The sequence below is a fragment of the Pseudomonas sp. ICMP22404 genome (assembly GCF_006227205.1).
Classification (GTDB): Bacteria; Pseudomonadota; Gammaproteobacteria; order Pseudomonadales; family Pseudomonadaceae; genus Aquipseudomonas.
Window position 1 is genome coordinate 1 of the sequence record NZ_VCNG01000041.1, and the last position, 2,240, is coordinate 2,240.

The 2,240-nt window shown below is 65.9% G+C and carries 1 pseudogene; it reads left to right on the forward strand.

The features are described 5' to 3' along the window. Positions 1 to 2,240, forward strand: a pseudogene (locus tag FGE05_RS29525) (RHS repeat protein); the annotation flags it as partial.

Below are 2,240 nucleotides of genomic sequence, written 5' to 3' on the forward strand. Positions count from 1 at the left end.
CTCGACTACCAGAGCTTTCACCCGGCCCTCACCCTGGACGAAGCCTGGCGCACCGAACAGACCCTGGCGACCTACCGCTACGACGCGCGCTCACGGCTGGTCGAAGCGACCAACGCCGCCGGGGAAAGCGAGCGCTACGACTACGACGATGCCCACGTCATCCTCCAGCGACAACTGGCCGGTGGGGCGAGTTTCTTCTGGGAATGGCAGGGCGTCGGCCAGGCCGCCCGTTGCGTGCGGCACTGGGCCTCGTTCGCGCAGATGGACACCCGTTACAGCTGGGGCGAGGACGGCAGCGTCACGGTCCGGCACCTCGACGGCAGCGAAGAGACCTATGTCCACGACGACCGCGCACGGCTGGTGCGCAAGGTCGAGCCCGACGGCGGCGAACACCTCAAGGCCTACGACGAACAGGGCCGGCTGATCGCCGAACAGGACCCGTTGGGCGCCGTCACCGAATATCACTACGACGAAGTCGGGCGTCTAGTGGCGCTGATCCCACCCGAAGACGCGCCCACGTCCTACGAATACCGCAACGGTTTCCTGCACGCCCGTTCCCGTGGCAAGGCCGTATGGACCTATCGGCGCAACGACCGTGGCGAGGTGATCGAGGCCATCGACCCGGATCAACAGCGCACCTGGTATGCCTACGATGCCCACGGGCAGTTGTTGTCGATCCACTACCCGGACGCCAGTGAACACCGGTTCACCTGGAACCGGCTCGGCCAACTGACGGAAGAAACCCTGCCTGACGGCAGCGAGCGGGCTTTTGCCTACGACGCCCTGGGGCGCTTGCTGACCCGCCAGGACGAACACGGCGGGGTGACGCACTACCAATGGGACGCCGTGGGCCGGCTGCTGCAGACCACCTTGCCCTCTGGTGCTACTCGAGCCTGGACCTACAACGCCTACGGCAAGGTCACCTCCGAGCGCGACGAACAGGGCCGCGTCACCCGCTACGAGTACGCCGACGACCTGCACCTGGTCAGCCGGCGCATCAATCCCGACGGCAGTACGCTGCACTACCGCTACGACTCGGCGCGGCTGCTGCTGACCGAGATCGAGAACGAGTCCGGGGAAAAGTATCAGCTGGACTACACCTCCAGCGGTTTGATCCGACAGCAAATCGGCTTTGACGGCCAGCGCACCGCTTATGCCTACGACCTCAATGGGCATCTGCTGGAGAAAACCGAGTTCGGTGCCGACGGCAGCCAGCTTGTCACTGCCTACCAGCGCGACACGGCCGGACGCCTGCTGATCAAGACCCTGCCCGACGGCCAGACGATTCAGTACCGCTACGACGGGCTGGGTCGGCTGGTCCATGTCGATGACGGCAGCGACCACCCGCTGGCCTTCGAGTACGACACCCAGGACCGGCTGATCACCGAGCATCAGGGCTGGGGCACCCTGCGCTATGGCTACGACGCCTGCGGGCGGCTCAATCACCTGCGCCTGCCGGACAACAGCAAGGTCGACTACCACCATGCCCCGGGCGGTGCACTGACCGCCATCGACCTGAACGGCGCACGCCTCACCGAACACCAACTGCGTGGCGGCCGCGAACTTCAGCGCCAACAGGGCTTGCTGCTCAGCCAGTACGAACACGACGAAGAGGGGCGGCTCAAGGCCCACACCGTGCTGCAGAGCCAGCAGACGCTGTTCTGGCGCGATTATGCCTACAGCCCCAAGGGCAACCTCGCCGCCATTTCCGACAGCCGTCGAGGGCGGCGCGAGTACCAGTACGATCCGCTGGACCGCCTGACCCGGATCGAGCATTCCCACACCGATCCCGCGGAACACTTCGCCCACGACCCGGCCGGCAACCTGCTGATGCAGGACCGCCCCGGCCCGACCCACCTCAAGGGCAATCGCCTGCTGATGGAGGGCGACCGTCACTACGACTACGACGCCTTCGGCAACTTGATCCGCGAACGCCGTGGCAAGGCCCAGGTCCTCGTCACCGAATACCGCTACGACAGCCAGCACCGCCTGATCGGCGTCACCACGGCGGATGGTCGCGAAACGTCCTACCGCTACGACGCCTTCGGCCGACGCATCAGCAAGACCGTGGCCGGCCTGACCACCGAGTTCTTCTGGCAGGGCGACCAGCTTGTCGCCGAAAGCAGCCGCCATCACCACCGCAGCTACCTCTACGAACCCGGCACCTTCCGCCCGCTGGCGCTGCTCGACGGCAAAGGCCTCAACGCCTGCCCGTTCTACTACCACCTCGACCACCTGGG